This is a genomic window from Sphingobium sp. SA916 (assembly GCF_002894065.1).
Lineage (GTDB): Bacteria > Pseudomonadota > Alphaproteobacteria > Sphingomonadales > Sphingomonadaceae > Sphingobium > Sphingobium fuliginis.
Map to the genome: position 1 here is coordinate 1 of NZ_LXYF01000062.1, position 18,090 is coordinate 18,090.

Here is an 18,090-nt window from a genome sequence, read left to right on the forward strand (position 1 = left end):
ATCTCAACTTCACGCAGCTTGCCGATAATCTCTTCCGGCTTGTGCTTCTTGCTCGGCATTCATCGTCCCTTTCGTGGTCCAGACTATCATAGTCTCTGGGCCGCTCAGCGGGGGGCAGATCACCGGCGCGATGGAAGGCGCCGATCAGAATAAGCCTGGCCGCCGTCACCAACACAGATGTTCCGGTGAGAGCCGCAATCACGCCATCTTGCCATTTGAGATAAATGAGCGTTCCGACGAACAGATAGAGCAGGCCGAAGCCCGCGATAGGCATGCTCATGGTGAAGAGCGGGGCGACCAGATCCCTGTACACGGCATCGGGCAAACGAGGACGAATGCTGCGCTTGACCGAAAGATTTCGAGCGCTGCGACCATCTGTTTTTCGTCTCTCCATGGCGCAGTAATCTCAGGTCGATGGTTAAGGCCGCCCTACCGATGAGATAATGCGTGGCAGATCCGGGGGCAGCCGACCGCGCCGCCGCGCGCGCCTGTCATTGCTATGCAGCCAGCCATTCCTTCGCCATGGGTCCGCCAGAAGCCGTGCCGCTAAAAGATGAGCGGCCATGAGCCTTTGAGACGTCAGCTCCGCTTCTTTCTTCGGGCCTTATCCTTCAACTCGATCCAGACCGGCGCATGGTCGCTCGTCTTCTCCCATCCACGCGGCGCGGTATCGACCTCGGCCGCGATTAGCCGGGCTTTGGCCTTGGCATTCAGCAGCAGGTGATCGATCCGCAGTCCCGCATTGCGCTCGAACGCGCCACGCCAATATTTCCAGAAGGTGTAGATGGCCTCGCCCGGGTGCTTGTGCCGAAGCGCGTCCGTCCAACCTTGATCGAGAAGCCGCTGATAGCCCGCGCGCACTTCGGGCGCGAAGAGTGCGTCATCGCGCCAGCGATCGGGCGCATAGACATCGAGGTCGGTGGGCATGACATTATAATCTCCGGCGACCACCACCGGCGCGTCCAGATCAACGAGCGATGCCAGATGCGCGTGCAGCCGGTCGAGCCAGCGCAGCTTGAAATCATATTTGGGGCCGGCCCGAGGATTGCCATTGGGCAGATACAGACCAGCGATCAGAACGCCGCCGACCGCAGCCTCTATATAGCGGCTCTGCCCGTCATCGGGATCGCCGGGCAGGCCGCGACGGGTTTCGTGGATCTCGCCGATACGGCTGAGGATAGCGACGCCGTTCCACCGGCTCTGACCGTGCCAGACGGCATCATAGCCCGCATCGCGAATGGCACGTTCGGGAAAGTTCTCTTGCGGGGCTTTGAGTTCCTGGAGGCAGACAATGTCGGGTTCCGCCTCATAAAGCCAGCGCAGCAGCACTGGTAGCCGGCCATTGACCCCATTTACATTATAGGTGGCGATCTTCACAGATATGGACGCTCCTGGTCGGCCGCTTCTCGCACGCGGCCCAACATTACTACTCGCCGCCTGATCGAGTCGTTCCGTTTCTGCCGGACATCCAAGGGCCGCCGGTCGATCACAGCACGAAACGTCGAACGTCTTTCTGCGTTGAACCGGGCAACGATGATGAAGGCGCAGGCAATGGCTAATGAAAAGACCGCACGCGGGCCGCAGGACAGCTCGCGCATCGCGCTCGGCGAAGACTATGAGGTACAATATTGGACCAACCGCTTCGGCGCCAGCAAAGAGCAACTGGAGGAAGCGGTGGAGGCGGTGGGCAACAGCGTCGATGCTGTCGCTGCCTATCTCAACACATAGGCCCGCTTTGACGAGACGATCCGCGGTGCTACGCTGCTCCTCCAACGAAGGAGGATCGCCTCATTTGTAACCTCTACACCGTGCGCAAATCCGCCGCCGAGGTGGCTGCGCATTTCGGCGTGGCGGCGCCGGTCACCCAGTTTAACGCGCCCGACGAGGTCTATCCCGGCACGCCTGGCATGGTGGTGCGAGAGCAGGATGGCACTCGCCTCCTTCAAAGCATGACCTGGGGCTGGCCGGTTCGCCTCAAGGGCATGAAACCGGAGTCCAAGCCCAAGCCGGTCAACAATATCGCTGACTTACGCAAGCCCTTCTGGCTCGGCGCTGCGCGCAAACCCGAATTTCGCTGCCTCATTCCCCTCACAAACTTTGCGGAAGCTGAAGGAAAGGCTGGGGCCAAGACCCGGAGCTGGTTCTCGCTGCGTGATAGTCCCATCTTCGCCTGGGCAGGCCTGTGGCGCGACAGCCCGGAATGGGGGCCGGTCTTCTCCGGCGCGATGACTGACTGCAATGAGGCCATCCGCCCGGTTCATGACCGAATGCCGGTTCTCCTGCATGAACATGAATATGCGCAATGGCTTCATGGCAGCTTTGACGACATCCTAGGTTTTCAAGAGCGCTGCTTTCCTGATGAACTGATCGCCATGGAGCGGACCAGCGAGCCATGGAACAAGCCACGCTCAGCGCCCTCGTCTGCCGCGACGCTGCTGTGACCCCGGAGCAGGAACGATGGGCCGAGGCGCTCGCTATCGAGCGGCGCTTTGGCGAACAGGCGCCAGAGCATATGTATCGCTCCGGTGAGGGCCGCGGATCAGGCGGCTTCGCGTTGATCTTCTGCGGCGCGCCAGTTCCAGGGGAGCAGTTCGTGGAGACGGTTCTGGGGGATGTCGGCGATGCGCGCGAGGACGTCGGCGAGCCAGGCCTGCGGATCGATGTCGTTGAGCTTTGCCGTGCCGATAAGGCTCAGCATGAAGGCCGTGCGTTGACCGCCGCGGTCTGAACCAGCGAAGAGCCACGATTTTCTGCCCAATGCTATACCTCTCAGCGCGCGTTCCTCCGCGTTGTTCGAAAGGCAGATGCGGCCGTCATCGAGGAACGCGGCGAAGGCCGGCCATGCCTTGAGCATGTAATCCATGGCCTCGGCCACATCGCTGTTCTTCGATAGCTTTGACCGATTGTCCCGGATCCATTCTTCCAGATCGGCAACCAGCGGTGCGCTGAGTTCCCGGCGGAAGGCAAGACGCTCCTGGGCCGGTCTGCCGTTGATGGCGCGCTCAATGTCGAAGATCGCGTCGATGCGGCGGACCGCCTCCACTGCCAGCGGCGAGATGACGGCCTTTTTGCGGCGCTTCTTGATCTGCGCGGCGACATCGGCCAGTTCGAAGAAATAACGGCGCGCGTGGCTCCAGCATAGGGCGCGGGTCAGCGGCGCCGGCAGTCTGTTGGCATGGAACAACGCATTATAGCCGGCATAGGCATCGGCCTGGAGGATGCCCGTCCAGCTGCGCAAATGACCCACGGGATGCTCGCCTCGCCGGTCACGGGAATAATGGAAGATCGCTGCCGGCGGCGCTGGCCCGCCGAATGGCCGATCATCCCGGACATAGGTCCAGATCCGGCCCGTATCGGTCTTGGTTTTTGCCAGCACCGGCACCGTGGTGTCATCGCCATGCAGTCGCTCGGCGGCCAGGACATGCGCCTCAATCAACAGATAGAGCGGCATCAGCGCAGCGGTGCAGGTGCCGACCTGATCGGCCAGGGTCGAAAGGCTCAGGTCCACGCCCTCGCGGGCATAACGATCCCGCTGGCGGTTGAGCGGCTGATGCGCGCCGAACTTCTCGAACAGCAGCATCGCAAGGAAGCTCGGGCCAAAGAGTCCGCGGGGCGTGACGTGGAACGGTGCCGGCGGTTGGGTGATCTTCTCGCAATCGCGACAGGAGAACTTCTCCCGAACGGTTTGGATCACCTTCCACTGGCGCGGCACGACCTCAAGCGTCTCGGTGATATCCTCACCCAGCTTGCATAGCCGATCCGAACCGCAGCAGGGGCATGCCTCGGGCGCGGCGATGACGAAGCGTTCGCGGGGCAGATGCTCGGGCAAGGGCTTGCGCGCGGGCCGCTTGCGCTCGAACGGTGCGACATTGGTCTTCGCCGCTGCCAGGGCAGCCAGAAGCTCATCTTCGCTGGCAGCGGTCTCGCACTCCTCGAAGGTCAGTTCCATCTGGTCGAGCAGATGGCGTGTGCGTTCGGACCGCTGGCCAAAAAGGGTGCGGCGCATCTTCTCGTTCTGCAGTTCGAGAAGGGCGTTACGGGCTTCTAGGTCGGCGTTGATCGCCTTGATGCGGGCAACTTCAGCGGCGACTGCCTCGGCAGCGGCAAGCCGCTCGCGAAGGCTGTCGATCTCTGCTTGCGCCTCGTTCCCCATGGCCAACGACATAGCGGAAAAGCACCGGAATCCCTAGCTTTTTAGGTCATGCCGGGGCTTTTATCCGGCCAATGTCGGGCGCCATGTGGCCTGCGGATTACGCCAGTCGATCGCCTCCAACATGCAGGCCATCTGCGAGGGGGAAATGGCGATCACGCCGTCCACCGCAGAGGGCCAAATGTACTTCCCGCGCTCCAATCGCTTGGCATAAAGCGACATGCCCACGCCGTCATGCCAGATGATCTTGCAGAGGTCGCCGCGGCGTCCCCTGAAAATGTAGAGATCCCCGGCGAAGGGATCACGCCCGAAACTCTGCTGCACTTGGAGGGCCAGGCTACGCATGCCGCGCCGCATGTCCGTGTGCCCCGTCGCGATCCATATCCGAACGCCGGAGGGGATTGGGATCACGGCTTGACCGACCGCAGCACTGCCGACACCAGCCCAGGCGATGCGCCAGCGGGAATGCGCACGATCGCCCGCTCGAACTCGACGGTGATCGCCGATCCGATCATTGGCACCGGATCGGCTTGCACCTGCACCTCGGCAAAGCCCTGCGCTGCCTGCTCCATCTGCCGCCGCCATCTGTAAATCTGGTTCGGCCGCAGATCAGCACGGCGGGCAATCTCCGCCACGTTCGCCCCGGGCGCCGAAACCGCAGCGACCAGTTCGCGCTTCTGCTGGTCGGTCCAGACGCGCCGCCGTTCTGGGCCCGAAATTACCGTCATCTGACTCATCGCACCGTCCCTTGTACCGGTGCAAACACCAGTGCTTGCACCGGTGCCATCTCGAAATATCAGCCGATCACTGCAAGGCGGCCCTCACCGGAGCGATACGAGCATATAGCCGAGCGTGTCACTGCGCTGGCCGTGGCGGGTGATGAGACGGGCGTGGCCCGCTGGATCGCGATCGCCGACCGCTTCGATCAGCTTCGGGATCGGCCAGAGGGGTTTCTTCAATGAAGTACGGCAGCCTGGTCAAACTGTGAGGGTGCATGGCAAGCGGGAAATCAACGTCCGCCTTTCCAAATTCCACTCTCCAAGTCCGTCCGAGCATTTTCCCTGCGTCAAAGCGTTCAATTCAAAGTTTCAGAGGGATCCCACATGCGGTCGAAGAGCGTCCACGGTGGCCACCAGTCCTGCCGCCTCCATGTCCAGCAAAAGGTCATGTGCGGACTTTTCGGGCCTGCGAAAGCGCCCGCGCATCCGGCGAATTGCCGCGACGGCGCGGCCCGTATCAAGCGCGATGGTATCGGCAATAAAGTCGTCTGCCGACCGGACTTCCAGATTCAAGCTCTCCAGCAGGGCCTCCGGGAAGTCCTTGAGATTCTCCGTCACGATCGCGGCGGCCTGAGTCTTTACGGCCGCAGCGATCACATGCGCATCGTCCGGATCCGGTAGGGCCTCCACCAGCGGAGTGAGATGAGCGAAATCAACAACCTCCGCTTCGCCAAATGCCTGACGCATTCGGGAAATTTGGGTTGCTGCGATTTCCTCCGCTTCCGCCTGCGATCGCCCCTTGCTGACGAGTATCTTCGCGATGGCTCGGCCCGTTTCCTCTAGAACTGGCGCCGACCATCTGATGCGAAAGAAATCCGCTTCCGCCAATGTCAGCAACAGGTTTCTGCGCAGCACGCTGGCAAGCGTGCAGGCATCAATGAAGGCCGTGTAGCGATTGGCGAACAAGGATCAGAACAATTCGGCGTCGGCCGCCGCCAGATCGTCGAGTGCCTTGGAGCGAATCCCATCCCGCTCACGCTTGTAAGCAAACAAATCCTCGGCGCGCACGCGCCGGTGGCGCCCCACCAATGTGTGGGCAATCTCCTTCTTGTTGAGAAGGGAGATGAGATAGGGCCGCGACACGTTGAGCACGTCAGCAGCCTGCTGGGTCGTCAACATCTGACTGATCGGCACGAGGGTGACTGCGTCTCCCTTGCCGATATGCCTGAGCAGTTCCATCAGCAATTGGGATATGGCGGGTGTCAGTGTGATTTCGGTGGGGGTCTTGTCCCCCTCTTCCAGGAGGCGCAATTTTGCATCGCCGGCGGCATGCGCGGCAATGATCTTGCGAAGCTGATTGGCAGCATCCTTCTCACCAGCGGAGGGCAAGCGGCTACCGATTTCTTCCGCAAAGGCGGGCATGGTCATGGCGCGTCTCCTCTCGGCCTATATGGTCAATAATCGCAGCAAACGCAACCATCGAAGCAGACGAAACATCTCCTGCGCTGGCAGAGCAGACATTCCCACACCAGCATCTCACGTCACGACAGGATCCTGCCAGGTCGTGCGAAGCTCGAAACCTGTGGGTGAACAGCACCGTATCCACCGGTGCTAATTGTGACCTAAGCTGCTCGGGTCGGCTCATTTAACGGTCCGCACCCCACTCGTAGAGCCTTGCGCCTTAGCTCGAGGCCATTGATGATCACCAATTCCTAACAAGCCATTTGTTGTTACCAAAATGCCGGTTCATGATCATCAACGCGGATAGCATGGAGCAGACGATCCTGATCACCGATCCGTGGACGGTCGCGAGGCGGAATCGGTCGATTGCCAGACGCCTTTCCCTGAGTGAGAGAGAATCTGCTGCCGCGCTTTGTGCCACCTGTTACAGAAGCGCATCTGCGCATCGCCGGCGGCATGCGCGGAGCTGTAAATAGGCGGGAAGGTCGTGGGGGATTTCCACCCTCGCTACATGATTGATTATGGCAACAACCCGAAGCCCGACATCCGCTAACGCAGTTTGGAGAGTAGACGGCCCGCCGCACCATGTTCCGCTGCCAGATTACGATTGTAGCTGAGCGGCATCTTGGGCGATTTCCAGCGTAGTGCATCCATGATCCCGGCGATATCCTCACCCGCCGCGAACAGGTCGTTGGTGATCCCAATGCGCGTCGAATGCGCGCTGATCCCCTTGACCCATTGGGCCAGTTCGTCCTTGCTCAAATCCGGTAAGAGTCCTGCGTCCCAGGCCCCCTGGACCCGCGTCTTGAAAATCTGCGTTACCGCCTGCGGCTGCAACGCGGCACCGCCCAGGCTGACGGCCGTCATCGGATCGATGCCAGTGCGCCGCGCTGCCTTGGCTTCTGGCATCAAACTGGACAATCCCCATTGCGTGGCGGCGGCCTCCCGGCGCGCTGCAGCACGCGACACAGCGGGATCGACCGCCTTCAAGCGCTTGATAAACAACCGCCGAAAGATAGGTCCCTTCGTTATTTCAGGAACGCCCAGCAGATCGGCCATCACCGCGATCCAAGCGTTCAGGGCCAGGGTGCTCCGCATCGAGAGGAATGCGGTTGCCCCCTCCCCTTCCTGATCCGCTTTATGGCGCGGGATATGCAGTAACCGGGTGTCGGGATCACTAGCCGGCTGGATATGGGCGATGTCGATCGCGACCAATTCGGAAGCGCGCAGGCCCGTATCGTAGGCGACCGACAGCAACGCCCGGTCCCTCATCCCCTTTTCGTCGTGGGGGCATCCGTCGAGCAGCGCTTTCAGGCTCATCCCTCGCGCGTCGCCGTCAAAAACGTCGCTGACCGAACCCTTGTAGCGCAACGGCCGCGCCTGGCGCTGGGCGGTTCCCAGTTCGCGGCGCAAGGCCTTGAGCGTCAGCGCGACCAGCTTGTCCTTGGTCGGGTCGGGCAGATCGAACAGCCGGTGGAAGGTCGCGATCGCCCAGAGGGTGCGCGAAAGCGTCGCCGGCTTCGCCTTGGCGAGACTGCCCTCCCCCGCTCCGCGCGCCTTTAAATACTGGATTACCGAAATAGGCTGCGCTGGCAGCGCGCTCACCCCAGACCGGCGACATGCCTCGCCAAAGCCCGCCATGTCTGCAAGCAGACCGCGTACCGTGTTGGCGGCCATGGCGGCCAGCGTCGCCTCGACCAGATCAAGATTCGCGGCGGGCCGGCCCGTGGTCGGCAGCATCGCCAGAGCGGCTTCGAACCGCTGGAGCGGGGTGAGCGCTTGCTCCGCCGCGCGCTCCGCCCTGCGCTGCGCGACATATTGCTGGCGCGCGCCATAGGCCCAACGCTGGCCCGGTGCGGGCAGGACCAGTGTGGTCGGCCGAACTCCCTCGGCGGTCGCCAACGGCGCGAGCGGTCCAATCGCCACCGATGGGTCGGCTTCTTCAATGACCAAGGGCGCAACATTGCCCTCCGCTGCGCGGACCGATACCGCTTGCCCGTCCTCCATCGGCTGGTCGTCGCCCATGACCGCGCTTCCAGCGACGTCCGTTTGCTCCACCGAAGGAACAGGCGTATGATCCGACTCGAAGGCCGGATCGAGAAAGGCGCGCAGCCCGCGCAACGGTCTTCTGCCTTCGCCAGTCATCCCAGTCCGCTCATATTGGTACAAATCGAAGGCAAAATCATATAGCGAACAACATTTTGGATCAATGATAATGGCCCTTGTCATTGATCCAATATTTTAGATGCACCAACAGACTTTCTAAAAACGTCTTTCAGTTTAATATCTGATCCGATAACCCAGACAAACAGGCCGTTTAATGAATCGAGTCTGGAACGATACACCTCGCCATTAAAGGCGAGATTTTGGCGAAAAATGATGGCTTCCTCCCCTCCCCTGCTCGATCCGGCCTTGCTCCTTGCCTATGCCGACGCGCAAACCGCGCTCGCACGGGTGGAAGAACGCCTCCGGCTCAGTCCCGTCCGCCTGCCCTGGAAGGCGCGCATGGCGCTGGCTGAGCGGCAAGCCCTGGCCGGGATCGACGCCTATGAACTCCCCGAGGACGCGGTCACGATCAACGGCCGAGGACGCGCCATCACCAGTGCCTATGACCTGACCCATTGGAAGCACGCCATCGGCATGCCGATCACCCTGGACGAACTCATGGCCGACCCCTCTGCCCTGCTGGCGTGGCTCGGTGCTGAAACCGGTCCTTCCGACGAGCACATCCCGGGCCGCCGCGAGCCATGGGAAATGCTACCGGCAATCGAGGCCTGGAGCAAGGCCTGCCAAGTACTACCCCCCTCCCCTCCCCTGCTCCATGGCGGCCGGATCGCCGCGCTGTGGCGGCAGTTCGCGCCCCTCGCCCGCGGTGATGTCGTGGCCAGCCTGCTGATCGGCGATCGCTGGGGTCCGGGGCGCTGGAACGGATCGCAAGGTGGACTGACAGCCCTCGGCCTGCAACGCGCGGGCGGTCCCTGGAAGATCGCTTCAGGCCACGAGCTCGACCACCTCTGGCTCGGAGCCATCGTCGCCGGGGCGAACGCCCATCTCGACCTGGAGGTGCAACTGCGAAGCTATGCGCAGCGGGCCGCTCTCCATCTTGCGGACCGCCGACGGCTCGGACGACTCAAGGACGTGATCCTGTTCGCGATGGCCCGTCCCGCCATTACCAGCAGCCAGGTCGCGAAGCAGTTTGGGCTGACGTCCGCCGGCGCGATCAAGCTACTGGCGACCGCCGAGGCCGAGGGACTGCTCATCGAGCGGACCGGTCAGGCGAGCTTTCGCAGCTACACGATCCCCGTCAGCGGGGTGGCCCCCTCCCCCGCCCGATCTCGGCCGCCGGTCATCGACCTCTTTGAGCCCACAATTTGGGATGATGAGGGTGAAAATCACGTCCCGCCAGAGCCCCTGTGAGCGCCAAAACGAGGGCACCCCTTACCATTTGACCTGAAAGATTTCGATGCGTCCTACGGCCTTCTGACAGCATTTTAGGGATATTTCATGTTTTGTTCGCATGCTCCGCTTCTGAGTTGCATCGAATTGGGTAACGACGCGTGCGTGATCGCTCTGTTCACGTGAGGTTTCTTAATACTGGAGGGGTACTGCATCATTCTATCGTAACAGCTTTGGTGTGGCCGTCCGATCGACCGGGTCCCCCGACGGTCCTTCCCAGATTAAGGCGACTTCATAAGTTCATCAGATGCAGTTTTCGCTAGGCCGATCAATGTAGCTAGGAAAGTATTCCGTCCCCCGCCTCGGGTGGCTACCAGGTCCGCAGCGGAAAGCAGCTCACTGATGAATTCTTCTGTGCCACGCTGCCTGATTGATGCAAGGCCGTTATAAAGGTGCGGCGTATTGTGGCCATTCATAGCGACCGTCAGATGCCTCAAACGCCAGCATCATTTACGGCGCAGCGACCCTCATCGGGGTAAACCGGAGGATTTTCTTGCGGGGGGAGCTACCTCTAACAGCGGTCTAGTTGGAGGAACATCGAGAAGTTTTATGAAGGTAATCTCATCTAAAAATTCAAACTCAAATCTCAGCGCCGTAGGCGCCATGGTTATGGGATTATGGAGAAGTTAGAGAGTTAAGAGAAGTCGCACCTGATGCGAATCGTGCTGACTCCACGATTCGCAGATTTTGGGGTCGGCGCGATGGCACGATAGATCATCCGTGATGGCACGTTCTCAGCGGCGCGATAGCACGATCGGGCTTCTGTGATAGCACGATTGCCTAAACTGAGAGCGGCGACACTCTGGCTCTGATAGCACGATGGAATGCAGTCGTGGCCTATCTACTTTCGTCGCTAAGCCCCGGCTTCGAATCAGTTTTCTTGCTGTTTCGGCTTTTCCCACCATTGCCGAAAACGAGTTGTGAACGACTCTAACGTGCTATCGGGGATGAGCTTTCCGCCGATCCAAAAATGCCTTGTGGATGTTCATCGTGCTATCAGGCACCGGGCTGTCACATTCGTCAAACATCTTTCTTGCAGGTGGCTTACCGTTGCAGGGTTCAGCCAGTTCGCATTTCTCGATCTCCCTAGGTATTAATGTGCCTAAATGAGGACTTCCCCCTCTCCTGCCGTCAGACCGCGGATCGATCACGCGTAGCGATTGCATAGTCAATCGCGGCGTCAGTCCTGTTAGGGACTTTCGATCCGAGACGTGTATGTGCTGGAGCCTGAGGACGCATCGATTACCATGATGGCAGTGTATTGGGTGGGCCGTGCGGTAAAATGAAGAAGTGCGGTGTGACCGACTTACAGGCCAGTCCTTCCTTGAACGCGCATTGCGAAGTGGGGTTTTGAGTCAAATAAACTTGGGGGAGCCGTAAGCGTTCCCCTGCTATACCAATGCAAAGGGTCGCTGATCTCGCTCAGAATGCTGAAACGTAGAGGCAGGGTTCGGAAGTCGCCATGCGAGCAGCTTCAGCAATGGACAAGATTGTGCATAGCGGCGCTGATAATAGCCGACGTGGAAGCTAATTATTTGTCTGCAGCATCAGCGGAACATCCCGCTTTAATAACCGGCAACTCGCCCTTTGGCAGGGGGCATCCGGATTCGCCTAACAGGCATAAGCGTAGAATTCGTTCGGCTACCGTGACCAAATGGGACGCAGAGATTGCACGCTTAAATGGGCAGGCGGTCGTAAGATCATCGCACCGCGTTACGAGAAATCGGGTGCTCGTACCTGCTTGACTTACTTAAGCCGCTGAGCGCTGGTGGATGCAATCGTTTAGTCGGGAGCGATGCCTCAAATCGACTAACACAAACTTTGAAGCGGACCACGTACCGGGGAGGCATGGGGGGGGGGGCGAAGGCTCGTGTTGCCGAAGGCAACATCTTATCTATTTCATTGAAAAAACACGATAATAATGGATTTTGCGCTTTCTTGTTCTTAGAAACCTTGGGGCTGCTGGCTGAGGTCAGATTCATAGCTTCTGTATCCCGTTGTGAACGAAATAATCGTCTATCTGGTGTTTCCAAAGATATTGCGCATCGGCTTCCAACTAGCCGTACTCGAGAGAGCCATTGAATTCTTATTCGATTTTCGAAGAGGATAAGAGCCGGAAAGGGGAGGGGGGCAGATATCAGCCCCGTTGCACTGACGTCGTCCTGACGCATGCTCGCATCGTGCTATCAGACACGGCCTTGAGAGTGGCGTAACGGAGGTCTTGTCAGGGGACATCCTCTACAGTTGGGCGTGGAGCACCAGGGTAAATATGAGGCATTTCCGCTATCCGCGATAGCACGATGAACCGTACATTCTGATCTAATAGGAGTTGCCGAGAGGCATCTTTTCAGCGGGAGGAAGCCGACTTCCAACCGATGGGACGCAAACTAAGTCATCTGCAAACCCTCTAAGCCGGTTAACTGCCGGGCAAGGTGTGCTTGTTCCGCTGGTGATGGCTCTTCATGAAAAAGTAGAAGCGCTTGGAATAATTCGCCGGCAATTCGGTAAGGTTGTTTGCAATGTAATTATCAAACCTCGCCATCAGAACGTCGAGGTCCCAGCCTGGGAAATCCCGGCGAATGGCAGTGTAGGTTTCCTGATCGATTACATCTTGTGCACGGTTACCGCGGCGCCGGGTTGCCGGCTTTGCAGATGAAACGGGGGCAGGGGAGGGCGAAAGGGTTTTTGGCCCTTGTGAAGACACGCGAAAGCCATTTGCCGTGCTGGCAACCAAGGCTGCCATGTCGGCCGGGGAAACAAGATCCTCGGGATCTATTAGCGTTTCCGCAAGGCGTTTAACGCTCCGCGTTCGCGTGGCCGGCACAACCTCTCGTTTTGGTTCTGCTGCGGAAGGGGCGGGTAGAACTTGCTGAGGCTTTGCCTTCCCCTGCCAGTCTTTGCGCATTACCATCCAAAGCTTTGGATGGGCCGACTTCTCGTCCAGCACCTCTAGATGCAATTCGGGCAAGGAATCGGCACGCGCAATGGCCAGCAGCGACGCCTTGAACTTAGCTGACGTTTGCTCGCTACCGCTCTTCTGAAGAAGTGTGTCGAAACCGATAGTAAAGCCTTCCGCACCATTACCGCCGGCGTGCTTGCGTGCAGCGCGATAGAGCCAACGCTCTATCCCTCCCTTAAGATCAAAATACGCGGGATCGACGGTCAAGACGGACTTTTGGTCCAGGACGCCGTCGAAAAACCATTTTGCAAGCGTCACTTCGATGCACAGGACTTTATTGCGTCGCTCGTCGATCAACTGGGTCCAGCTATCGATCCACGAGAAAGTCACTTCCCTGGATTTGCCCTTCGCGCAAATATTCGTCTTTATGGTGGTGGCCTGCAGCCGATCGAGCGCGTCGCGCATCCGCTCATAGGCTCTCCCGGATGTATCACGGCGGATCAGTTTCATAATATCCGCTGGATGAACGCGGATCGTAGGAGACAAGTTGTTCGAGCGCTGCCGCTGCTCGTTCAAATAGGATGCGAAGAAGATCATGATGTCCGCGTCCCATATAGTCGCCATCCCGTAGTGCGGGTTGGCTGAAACGTGGACGCTCACCTGGCCATTAGGACTAAGATATTGGATCGGCTTCACGCGCTTCTTCGCTAGCGAGAAGAAGGGGCGTTGCATCGTCTCCTGATAGTCGCGCAACGATATATCCCCAAAGTCTGGCAGGGGCGTGAACATCTCAAAACTGAGCTGGACCTGCCGGCCAAGACTAGGGGGGGATTCCACCATTTTCTAAAACGCTCGAACGCTAAAAGCTGCAAGATGTTGCCGTCGGCAACATCCATGCGAACATAATGATTTTAAACGGCAAATCGGCCATTTTGTGCATTTGACAAATGGGCGCTGAGCTTGCCTCACGCCTTACCCTTTGCCCAAATCCTGGAGCGCTCAATGGCAGCCCTCAAGCTCTCCATGAGCTCGTCAATGGAACTCTCAGAAGGAACGATCTTGATCATCAACTCGCTGGCGCGATCACGTTCGACCACTCCGAATTCACGGCCCGATTGCGTAAGAAGGCTCTGCTTTTGCCTCCGTGCCCGGGCTTGCTTATTGTTCGCCGCAGCCAGCAACCGCGTCACCACTTCATTGGCGGGGATAATCGCTTCGTCGAAACTCTGTTTGAGGCTCTGTTCCTCTGCGATCGAGCGGGCAGCATCTTCCATTCGCTGGCGCTTTTCCTGATCATCAATCAAAGGCAGGAGAGGCTTCGCGAAATGGAGAGTCAGATCGCGCGGTGAGCCAAAGGCAGAGACAATCGTCTGCGGCATCTCGGCAAGAGCAATATAGCGGGAAAGCGTGCCGGGACTCAGCTTCAGTCGCTCGGCCATCCGGCGCTGCACGCCTTCATAATGGGACTTGAGGGCCTCGCGATAATTTGTCGCCCGTTCGTAGTCGGAGATATCTTCCCGTTCACGGTTTTCGATATCCGCGACGCGAAATGCTGCCTCGTCGGTTAGATCCTCGATCGATGCATAGAGGCTGATCTCGGGATGATTATTGGCATTGAGCCAGGCGATCGCCCAATGCCGCCGCGTACCGGTGATCAGTTCATAGCGCTTCTCCCCATTGGGGGTCGGACGGACGATGACAGGAATTCGGTTCCCATTTTCCGCGACGAGCGAGTCAATCAACGTGCGGACTCGATCTTCGCTCAGGGCTGAATAGTCCCGTGCGTTGCCCGGCCAGATCGACACTTCATCAGGCTTGAGCGAAATCGCCGGCTTTTTTAGCATCTTGGCGGCTTCTTCGAAATTATCGAGCCGCCGCGTCGCGAAATTCATTGGTTTGCGGGCGCGGGACTGGGCTGGCCCTTCAGCAGCGGACGTGCTCTCACCTTGCTCTGCAGCCGCATTGGCAATGACTTCGTCGAATAACGCGCGCTTGCTCATGCGGCCTCACCATCCAGCATATTTTGATCGCCAAAACCCGTCAGACTCGTGGAGGGCCATTGTTGCCGGATCACATGAAGGATCTCCGAAAAAACCAGATCGAGGTTGTCTCGGCAACGGGTAAAGGTTTTGTGCGAGGAGATCGGCTTGTCGGACTCATAGACCGACCGGAACTCCTGTACCGAATTCTTGATTTCTTCAGACGCTAGAATGGGATTGGTCAACATGTTCGTGCCGCACATCTGCTGCAAGATACGCAGCATACCGGCCTCCCCATCGGCGGATCGCGAGTAATTTGAGGCAACAACTCGAATAAAGTCGTAATTCACGCCCATGTTATATTCATTGAGAGCTTCCAGCGTGTCGGCAATGTTGGTCATGAAGTGAATTGTCGATAGAAAATCGAGCTGCCGGGCCGGAACCGGGACAACGAGACCGCTCGCAGCGGCCATAACATTCATCCCGAGAAATCCCATTGCTGGAGGTGGATCGAGTAGCATCACATCAAATTCGCGGCGAACTTGACTGATACCGGCCCTGAGCAAACCGAACCTACGCATGATCTCTTCGCGCCCTTCCGCGCCTGCGACCATGTGCCACTCAATTTCACCCAGGCCTAGGCTCGACGGGACGATCTTGGTCGTTGGCCAAGCGGTATCACGGATGGTGCGGCGAAATTCGCTGAGCGGCGCGGAAGGAGCCAAGAAATGCGCAAGCGTCTCGTCGCTATCCCAGAGTTCTTCCTGGTCCACGTCGAACAAGGAACTGGTCGAGGCTTGAGGATCGCAATCTACGACGAGTACCCTTAGCCCCTGAAGCGCAAGATAATCGGCCAGATGCTTGGTGATCGTGCTTTTCCCGACGCCACCCTTGAAATTCTGAACGGCTAAAACGACCGCAGGCTCATGTGCCTGCTTTCCCGGAATGATCCCGAGAGACTGACGGATGAGCGTCAGATCCTCGAGCGTGTAATAGCGCCGACCGTTGGCACCAATCTTGGGGGCCGGCAGCCGACCTTTCGCCTCTGCCTTAGTCAACGCCTCGGGAGTGCGACCGATTAAATCCGCTGCGCGTCCCGGACCAAAGGTCAATTCGAGATTTTTCCGGGCCCGCGGTCGAAAAGCGACCTTCTTCAACTGGGCACTAAGGGCCTCACCGTTTTCGACCATGGCCTTCAGGTTGGAAACGGTATCAATCATAAAGGAGCCCCAGCCGAATCATTCGCGAAGTACGGTTGCCAATAAAATATGAAGCATCGCTATGGTTGTCAATAAATTGCCGGTTTAGGAGATTTTTTCCGAACTAGGTTGCGACGGAAGGTTCGAAAATGCTCTTTTGCCACGAACCACCTGTATCTGCAGCCACCTTTCCTCGTACCCAGAAGGTGCGAAAGGCAATGCCCTGTACTGATTTCCCGCCTCAACATGCACACGGCGCGAAAGGACGGGGACAAATCACCGCATACTCGTCCCTTGGTTGGCCATGTGCCAAGGTGAGGATGCTTTGCGCGAGTTCGGACGAAGCAGCACAATAGCCCCGTCACGCAGCGATACGCTGCGGCTCACCTTCTCAAAGAATCCAGTCCGCATCTGAAAATCGTTTGACCGATGGCACTTGATCGCTCCAACCAGCGGCGGCTTATCTGCCGATAAGCTTCACCCCTATGTCGTCGGCCAATTTGACGAGTCCCGCATAAGTCGCGTCATCTCCGACAAGGTCAACCGATGGCGCGGTAAGGGTCAAAAGACCCGGCGCAAGCCGGTCCCCAAAGAGGATGATCGCCTGAGCAGTGTCGTCCTGGCGAGACACCCAGCATAAGCCTTGCACGTCGGCGCATTGGGCATGAACCGCTTCGGCCCATGCTCGCGTCTGCGGGTAGAGATCCTTTTCCGTGTCAATCAGATCGGCGCGTGGGATACCAAGCTTCCGCAGGGCCTTGTTGGTGAGGTTCGCAAGCGTCAGCTCGGCAGCTGAAATGAGCTGCGAATGATGATGATGCCGGATTTTCCGCTTGGCGACTGTCTTCAGGCCCGCTGCAAAGGGGACATCGTGGAAGACAGTTTCCATCACTGCACACTCGAAGGTCGTGCCGCCATAGACGGTTGGGATAGGATTGCCGGCGGCATCACAGATCGGACTGAACCGCGCATTGCCGTTGAGACCGGGATTAAACTGATCCGCCGTGTACACATCTGGATGGACACGATGAATGATCTCGCCAGATGTCCAGCTTGTCCGCTTCACCAACTTATCGAGGTCCGACGGCGGTGCCTTGATCAACCGCGTCGCACCAATGCCGGCAGCCGCGCGGGTCGCTGTCGGGACATCAGGAGCGGTGGACTTGCTGGACATTGGGGTGGCCGGACGTTTGGCCTTACCCATGCAGCACCCCTGCCATCTCGTCTTCGGCCGCCGCAAGCACGCGGTCAGGCGCGCTCGCCAAAATATCCTTCGGCGCCACGCCACCCAGGAAGCTGTTCGCAGACGCGAACCAGACCGCGATATCCCAATCTTCCAAATCATTGCCGAACAGCTTCAGGATTGGCGCGAGCTGCTTGACAGGGCGATAGCCCGCATCTGCATCGAGGGCGTAACCAGGATAATAGTCGCTGCCATTGCGCCGCAAGGCGAAGATCTTGCCCTCGCGCTTCCACTTGTTGGGCTGCGCGCTGGCATTTTGTCCGCTAAAACCAGCAATCTCTGATAGTTGGGCAGCGCTCAACCATTCTCCGCTTTCCAGAACCGCCTTGCGCGCTTCGGCGTTCATCCTCGCTTCGGTCAGCAGGTGCTCGGGCAACGGAACCTGTGGGACAAGGGCGTCGACCAGCTTTTCGAGCGTCGCATTTTCCTGATCAGCGATCTTGCGTACGATCATCGGTGCAATGAGGCGCACGGCCTCTGCAAATGCCGCAGTAATCCGCTTGCTGCCATGGTCGAGCTTGAGCGCAACGATCTGGTCATCGTCCGCCCCCTTCAGCCGCTCGCGGATTTCATGCACAGAACCGGCCAGCGCCTCAATGCCGAGACTGGCCAGTTCGCTATTGGGGATCGATGCCATCATCTGTTCCATTCGAATATCTCGGTTATCAATATACAGTGATAATCTTAATATTCAATGGTCCATCGTGACCGAGCCGGTTTGCTTTCGTAGGCAGTCGTAGCCGGTACTCGGGAACGCTCATCGCTCACGTGTACGAGACGATGGAAACCGCCGCCGACACACTCACGAATAATGCTTCGACATGGCGCTTGCTGGACCTATGCTCCCCGTCCAACGACTCGTAGGAGAGGGCATAATGAGGACGTCGAACGACGCCGGCTATCCATTCCATCGGTCACAGCCAGAGGCACGAAAGGCCATCGACGCGCTCCTTCGTGGGGATTGCGCAGAAGCTATTTGCATCC

At 58.8% G+C, this 18,090-nt stretch carries 16 protein-coding genes and 1 pseudogene; 3 read left to right on the forward strand and 14 right to left on the reverse strand.

The annotated features are described in order from the left end of the window. Positions 1–394, reverse strand: a pseudogene (locus tag A8G00_RS18570) (hypothetical protein); the annotation flags it as partial. A gap of 185 nt (positions 395–579) precedes the next feature. Next, on the reverse strand, positions 580–1,377 hold the full coding sequence (gene xth / locus A8G00_RS18575; RefSeq protein ID WP_061940008.1) for an exodeoxyribonuclease III: 798 nt from the start codon (positions 1,375–1,377) through the stop codon (positions 580–582). 174 nt (positions 1,378–1,551) lie between these two features. Here xth and A8G00_RS18580 point away from each other — a divergent pair, with 174 nt between their 5' ends. Both A8G00_RS18580 and A8G00_RS18585 read left to right on the forward strand, forming a co-directional pair. Then, entirely contained in the window at positions 1,552–1,728 is a 177-nt protein-coding gene (locus A8G00_RS18580) for a DUF3606 domain-containing protein (protein ID WP_064485883.1), read from the forward strand. Positions 1,729–1,790: 62 nt separating this feature from the next. Next, complete coding sequence (locus tag A8G00_RS18585; RefSeq protein WP_076605811.1) at positions 1,791–2,441, forward strand: SOS response-associated peptidase; 651 nt, start codon at positions 1,791–1,793, stop codon at positions 2,439–2,441. Between the two features lie 98 nt (positions 2,442–2,539). Here the strand turns inward: A8G00_RS18585 and A8G00_RS18590 are convergent, their stop codons facing one another. From A8G00_RS18590 to A8G00_RS18615, 7 genes are all read right to left on the reverse strand, one after another. Next, positions 2,540–4,153 carry an IS66 family transposase gene (locus A8G00_RS18590; RefSeq protein ID WP_061940031.1) on the reverse strand — a complete coding sequence of 538 codons (1,614 nt, stop codon included), beginning with the start codon at positions 4,151–4,153 and terminating at the stop codon, positions 2,540–2,542. Between the two features lie 60 nt (positions 4,154–4,213). After that, entirely contained in the window at positions 4,214–4,561 is a 348-nt protein-coding gene (gene tnpB, locus A8G00_RS18595; RefSeq protein WP_062733600.1) for an IS66 family insertion sequence element accessory protein TnpB, read from the reverse strand. Further along, complete coding sequence (locus A8G00_RS18600) at positions 4,558–4,887, reverse strand: transposase (RefSeq protein WP_062733598.1); 330 nt, start codon at positions 4,885–4,887, stop codon at positions 4,558–4,560. The genes tnpB and A8G00_RS18600 overlap by 4 nt, the downstream gene beginning before the upstream one ends. Positions 4,888–4,971: 84 nt before the next feature. Next, positions 4,972–5,109, reverse strand: a complete 138-nt coding sequence (locus A8G00_RS25295; protein ID WP_157078347.1) for a hypothetical protein — start codon at positions 5,107–5,109, stop codon at positions 4,972–4,974. A gap of 129 nt (positions 5,110–5,238) precedes the next feature. Then, a complete protein-coding gene (locus A8G00_RS18605) occupies positions 5,239–5,835 on the reverse strand; it encodes a PIN domain-containing protein (RefSeq protein WP_061940013.1) in 597 nt (198 codons plus the stop codon). A gap of 3 nt (positions 5,836–5,838) precedes the next feature. Then, a complete protein-coding gene (locus tag A8G00_RS18610) occupies positions 5,839–6,297 on the reverse strand; it encodes a helix-turn-helix domain-containing protein (RefSeq protein WP_061940014.1) in 459 nt (152 codons plus the stop codon). A gap of 582 nt (positions 6,298–6,879) precedes the next feature. Continuing rightward, complete coding sequence (locus tag A8G00_RS18615; RefSeq protein WP_235600925.1) at positions 6,880–8,355, reverse strand: tyrosine-type recombinase/integrase; 1,476 nt, start codon at positions 8,353–8,355, stop codon at positions 6,880–6,882. A 351-nt stretch (positions 8,356–8,706) separates the two neighbouring features. On the opposite strand from A8G00_RS18615, the gene A8G00_RS18620 reads away from it, so the two are divergent. Then, positions 8,707–9,747: a hypothetical protein gene (locus A8G00_RS18620; RefSeq protein WP_226870488.1), complete on the forward strand. Its 1,041-nt coding sequence runs from the start codon at positions 8,707–8,709 to the stop codon at positions 9,745–9,747. Positions 9,748–12,202: 2,455 nt separating this feature from the next. On the opposite strand, the gene A8G00_RS18625 is transcribed toward A8G00_RS18620, so the two are convergent. The 5 genes from A8G00_RS18625 to A8G00_RS18645 form a co-directional block, all read right to left on the reverse strand. Then, positions 12,203–13,474: a replication initiator protein A gene (locus A8G00_RS18625; RefSeq protein WP_082718803.1), complete on the reverse strand. Its 1,272-nt coding sequence runs from the start codon at positions 13,472–13,474 to the stop codon at positions 12,203–12,205. A 176-nt stretch (positions 13,475–13,650) separates the two neighbouring features. Next, positions 13,651–14,685 (reverse strand): ParB/RepB/Spo0J family partition protein, encoded by a 1,035-nt coding sequence (locus A8G00_RS18630; protein ID WP_103001374.1) that lies wholly within the window; start codon positions 14,683–14,685, stop codon positions 13,651–13,653. Further along, positions 14,682–15,884, reverse strand: coding sequence for an AAA family ATPase (locus A8G00_RS18635; protein ID WP_061940020.1), 1,203 nt, complete (start codon positions 15,882–15,884; stop codon positions 14,682–14,684). The genes A8G00_RS18630 and A8G00_RS18635 overlap by 4 nt, the downstream gene beginning before the upstream one ends. Positions 15,885–16,323: 439 nt before the next feature. Continuing rightward, positions 16,324–17,067 carry an RES family NAD+ phosphorylase gene (locus A8G00_RS18640; RefSeq protein ID WP_061940023.1) on the reverse strand — a complete coding sequence of 248 codons (744 nt, stop codon included), beginning with the start codon at positions 17,065–17,067 and terminating at the stop codon, positions 16,324–16,326. Continuing rightward, a complete protein-coding gene (locus A8G00_RS18645; protein ID WP_226870471.1) occupies positions 17,060–17,755 on the reverse strand; it encodes a hypothetical protein in 696 nt (231 codons plus the stop codon). The genes A8G00_RS18640 and A8G00_RS18645 overlap by 8 nt, the downstream gene beginning before the upstream one ends. Between the last annotated feature and the right edge of the window lie 335 nt (positions 17,756–18,090).

Bases quoted from the DNA above. Each gene is read 5' to 3' on its own strand.
- A8G00_RS18580 (WP_064485883.1), top strand. From the start codon at position 1,552: ATGGCTAATGAAAAGACCGCACGCGGGCCGCAGGACAGCTCGCGCATC.
- A8G00_RS18635 (WP_061940020.1), bottom strand. From the start codon at position 15,884: ATGATTGATACCGTTTCCAACCTGAAGGCCATGGTCGAAAACGGTGAG.
- A8G00_RS18620 (WP_226870488.1), top strand. From the start codon at position 8,707: ATGATGGCTTCCTCCCCTCCCCTGCTCGATCCGGCCTTGCTCCTTGCC.
- A8G00_RS18630 (WP_103001374.1), bottom strand. From the start codon at position 14,685: ATGAGCAAGCGCGCGTTATTCGACGAAGTCATTGCCAATGCGGCTGCA.
- A8G00_RS18590 (WP_061940031.1), bottom strand. From the start codon at position 4,153: ATGGGGAACGAGGCGCAAGCAGAGATCGACAGCCTTCGCGAGCGGCTT.
- A8G00_RS18610 (WP_061940014.1), bottom strand. From the start codon at position 6,297: ATGACCATGCCCGCCTTTGCGGAAGAAATCGGTAGCCGCTTGCCCTCC.
- A8G00_RS18600 (WP_062733598.1), bottom strand. From the start codon at position 4,887: ATGAGTCAGATGACGGTAATTTCGGGCCCAGAACGGCGGCGCGTCTGG.
- A8G00_RS18625 (WP_082718803.1), bottom strand. From the start codon at position 13,474: ATGTTCACGCCCCTGCCAGACTTTGGGGATATATCGTTGCGCGACTAT.
- A8G00_RS18640 (WP_061940023.1), bottom strand. From the start codon at position 17,067: ATGGGTAAGGCCAAACGTCCGGCCACCCCAATGTCCAGCAAGTCCACC.
- A8G00_RS18645 (WP_226870471.1), bottom strand. From the start codon at position 17,755: ATGGAACAGATGATGGCATCGATCCCCAATAGCGAACTGGCCAGTCTC.
- A8G00_RS18615 (WP_235600925.1), bottom strand. From the start codon at position 8,355: ATGGGCGACGACCAGCCGATGGAGGACGGGCAAGCGGTATCGGTCCGC.